The organism is Alcanivorax sp., assembly GCF_014762765.1.
In the GTDB taxonomy this organism is placed as follows: domain Bacteria; phylum Pseudomonadota; class Gammaproteobacteria; order Pseudomonadales; family Alcanivoracaceae; genus Alcanivorax.
In genome coordinates, this window is the sequence record NZ_JABURH010000203.1 from 1 (window position 1) to 3,394 (window position 3,394).

Annotated in this window: 4 protein-coding genes; 2 read left to right on the plus strand and 2 right to left on the minus strand. The window is 61.7% G+C overall.

Going from position 1 to position 3,394, the window contains the following annotated elements:
- Positions 1 to 623, minus strand: a 623-nt coding sequence (locus tag HUJ17_RS15935; RefSeq protein ID WP_290511616.1) for an alpha/beta fold hydrolase, incomplete at its 3' end; no start/stop codon positions are given.
- Positions 624 to 824: 201 nt separating this feature from the next.
- The gene (locus tag HUJ17_RS15940) at positions 825 to 1,952 is read right to left on the minus strand and encodes an aminotransferase class V-fold PLP-dependent enzyme (protein WP_290511617.1); all 1,128 of its coding nucleotides are present in this window, start codon (positions 1,950 to 1,952) and stop codon (positions 825 to 827) included.
- Positions 1,953 to 2,235: 283 nt separating this feature from the next.
- Here HUJ17_RS15940 and rsxA point away from each other — a divergent pair, with 283 nt between their 5' ends.
- Positions 2,236 to 2,820, plus strand: coding sequence for an electron transport complex subunit RsxA (gene rsxA, locus HUJ17_RS15945; RefSeq protein WP_035250378.1), 585 nt, complete (start codon positions 2,236 to 2,238; stop codon positions 2,818 to 2,820).
- Positions 2,817 to 3,394, plus strand: a 578-nt coding sequence (gene rsxB, locus HUJ17_RS15950) for an electron transport complex subunit RsxB (RefSeq protein ID WP_290511618.1), incomplete at its 3' end; no start/stop codon positions are given. The genes rsxA and rsxB, both read left to right, overlap by 4 nt.

Below are 3,394 nucleotides of genomic sequence, written 5' to 3' on the forward strand. Positions count from 1 at the left end.
AACACCTTCACCTGCTCAATCACGTCCCCATTACGCATCATGAACGGGTGCGTCACCGGCAGCACCAGATGATCCTGCATGCCTTCCACTTTGGTTCTTTCCACGGTGACCTTGCCGTCATTGGGGCCGGGTAATTGGGTGGAGAGCAGAAAGTTGATGGTGTCGCTGCCGGCAATGACGCCCAGGGGGAAATCCACCGGGCCGAGCTGGTTGGGGACGCTATCGGGGCCGGTGCCCATCTGGCTGCCGGCGGGGCCGTTGAACCACTGGAATGGAGCCCAGTCACCCAGGCTGTCCACCACTTCGCTGCCCTGGTTGGGCGGGCCGAGCATGACGGTGCGGCCCAATCGTTCGATGCGATGCTGGCTCAGGTACTGGCGCAGCAGGATGCCGCCCATGGAATGGGTAACGAAGTGGATGGTGCCGGTGGGCGGGCATTTTGCCAGGGCTGTGGGCAGGGTGTCTGCGGCGAGGGTCTGGATGTCTTTTTGGGTGGAGGGGTAGCCTTGGTTCACCACCGTGTAGCCGGTGCTCTCCAGGGCGTTTGCCATTTTCTTCATGGAGTGGGCGGTGCGAGCCAGACCATGGAGCAGGATGACGCATTGAGGGTTCTGGGTTTTCATTGTTGTGCCCTCGGTATCCAGCAAGGCCGTTCCCCCTCTCCCTGTCCCTCTCCCGCAAGGGGAGAGGGAACTCTCCATAAAGGTTTGGCTGCAGCCCTCATCTCTTGAGTGAATGGCATCGGCAAGAAGAGTGGGATTAAAACAGACCCACACCAACAAGCCTGCTAACACCCTCAGAACGGTGCCAGTCGCCATTCATGGCTAGCCAAGTTGATCAAGGGCGGACGACAGCCGCGCCACCGCCGCATCCACATCCCCCAGTTTGTCCAGGCCGAACAGGCCCACGCGGAAGGTCTTGAAGTCCGCGGGTTCGTCACACATGAGGGGCACGCCGCCGGCGGTCTGCAGGCCCAGCTGCACAAAGGCGGCGCCGCTCTTGATGGTGTCATTGTCGGTGTAGGACACCACCACGCCGGGGGCTTCGAAGCCCGGGGCGGCGACGCTGGCGAAGCCGTGCTTGGCCATCAGCTCGCGCACGGCGGTGCCCAGTTTCCACTGGCGTTCCTTCACGGCGGTGAGGCCTTCTTTCATGGTTTCCAGCATGGTGTCACGGAAGCCGCGCAGGGCGTCGGTGGGCATGGTGGCGTGGTAGGCATGGCCGCCGTTTTCGTAGGCGATCATGATGTCGCGCCATTTGCGCAGATCGCAGGCAAAGCTGGTGCTGGTGGTTTCGTGCAGGCGCTGGTCTGCCGCTTCACTGAGCATCACCAGGGCACTACAGGGGGAAGAGCTCCAGCCTTTCTGGGGGGCGCTAATCAGTACGTCCACACCGACCTTTTTCATGTCCACCCAGATGGTGCCGGAGGCGATACAGTCCAGGACGAACAGGCCACCCACGCTGTGTACGGCGTCGGCCACCTGTTTCAGGTAGTCGTCCGGCAGGATGATGCCGGAGGCGGTTTCCACATGGGGGGCGAACACCACGGCCGGCTTCTCGGCCTTGATGGTTTCCACCACCTGCTCAATGGGAGCCGGAGCGAACGGTGCCTGGGGCTGGTCGCTGGTGGGGGACGCTTTCAATACGGTCTCTTTGGACGGGATGCTGCCCATCTCAAAAATCTGGCTCCAGCGGTAGCTGAAGAAGCCGTTACGGATCACCAGGCAGTGCTGGCCAGTGGCGAACTGGCGGGCCACCGCTTCCATACCGAAACTGCCGCCGCCGGGCACCACGGTGACCGAGTGGGCGTTATAGACCTGCTTCAGGTTGCTGGAAATATCCCGCATGACCTGCTGGAAACGCTGGGACATGTGGTTCAGGGAGCGGTCGGTAAAAACCACGGAATACTCAAGCAGGCCGTCTCGGTCAAAGTCACGGGGCAAATCTGTCACGGGGGGTCACCTCTGCAGCAACCGGCTCTGGCCGGTCTCGTCGCGTTGTTGTCTGTCTTGGATACTGGATTGCCGCCAGCGCCGCAACCGTCCGGGGCAAAAAGCATGGCAAAAGGGGCATCAACTGGTTAATTCGCAGTCAATGACTGTCTCCTGCAGTCAAGTAAGCTTATGTCGGAACATTCTTGAGCCAACCGGGGCGCTGCCTCATACTATGCGCCCTTAACGCCCTGTAAACACAGCGTTTAACGTCTTTCTTTCTCGGCAAGCGAGCCACGATCACATGACAGAGTACGTCCTGATTCTGATCAGCGCTGTGCTGGTAAACAATTTTGTCCTGGTGCAGTTCCTGGGGCTGTGTCCCTTTATGGGGGTCTCCAACAAGATCGAGACCGCCATGGGCATGTCCCTGGCGACCACCTTCGTACTGACGTTGTCGTCCGTGCTCGCCTACCTGACCTGGGCCTATATCCTGGTGCCCTTCGAACTGGAGTACCTGCGCACCATCAGCTTCATTCTGGTGATCGCCGTGGCGGTGCAGTTCACCGAAATGTTCGTGAAGAAGGCCAGTCCCCTGCTCTACCGGGTGCTGGGCGTGTTCCTGCCGCTGATCACGTCCAACTGTGCGGTGCTCGGTGTGGCGCTGCTGAATGTACGCCAGGAAGATGCCACCTTTATGTCATCGCTCACCTACGGGCTGGGCGCGGCACTGGGCTTTTCCCTGGTACTGGTACTCTTTGCCGCCATGCGTGAGCGTATTGCCGTGGCCGATGTGCCCGAGGCCTTCCGGGGCCCCAGCATCGGCCTGATCACCGCCGGCCTGATGTCGCTGGCCTTCATGGGCTTTTCCGGGCTGATCAAGTTATGACCGCTGTACTGATTGCCGTGGCCGCCCTGCTTGCCCTGGCCGCCGTGTTCGGTGCGGTGCTGGGCTTTGCCTCGGAGAAATTCAAGGTCGAGGGCGACCCCATTGTCGACCAGATCGATTCCCTGTTGCCGCAGACCCAGTGTGGCCAGTGCGGGCACCCGGGCTGTCGCCCCTATGCCGAAGCCATTGCCGAGGGCGAAGACCACAACCGCTGCCCGCCCGGCGGCCAGGACACCGTGGATTCCCTCACCGACCTGCTCGGCCGCGACGAGCTGACCCTGGATGACGAAGGCGCCGAGGATGCGGACATCCCCAAGGTGGCCTATATCCGTGAGGACGAGTGCATCGGCTGCACCAAATGCATCCAGGCCTGCCCCGTGGATGCCATCGTCGGCGCCGCCAAGCTGATGCACACGGTAATCGTGGACGAGTGCACCGGCTGCGACCTGTGCGTCGAGCCCTGCCCGGTGGACTGCATCGACATGGTGGAAGTGCAACCCACCCTGCAGACCTGGGGCTGGAACCGGCCCGCGGGTATCGGCCAGCGCCCGGACAGCCGTATTGAGGTGGTGAA

Bases quoted from the DNA above. Each gene is read 5' to 3' on its own strand.
- rsxA (WP_035250378.1), top strand. From the start codon at position 2,236: ATGACAGAGTACGTCCTGATTCTGATCAGCGCTGTGCTGGTAAACAAT.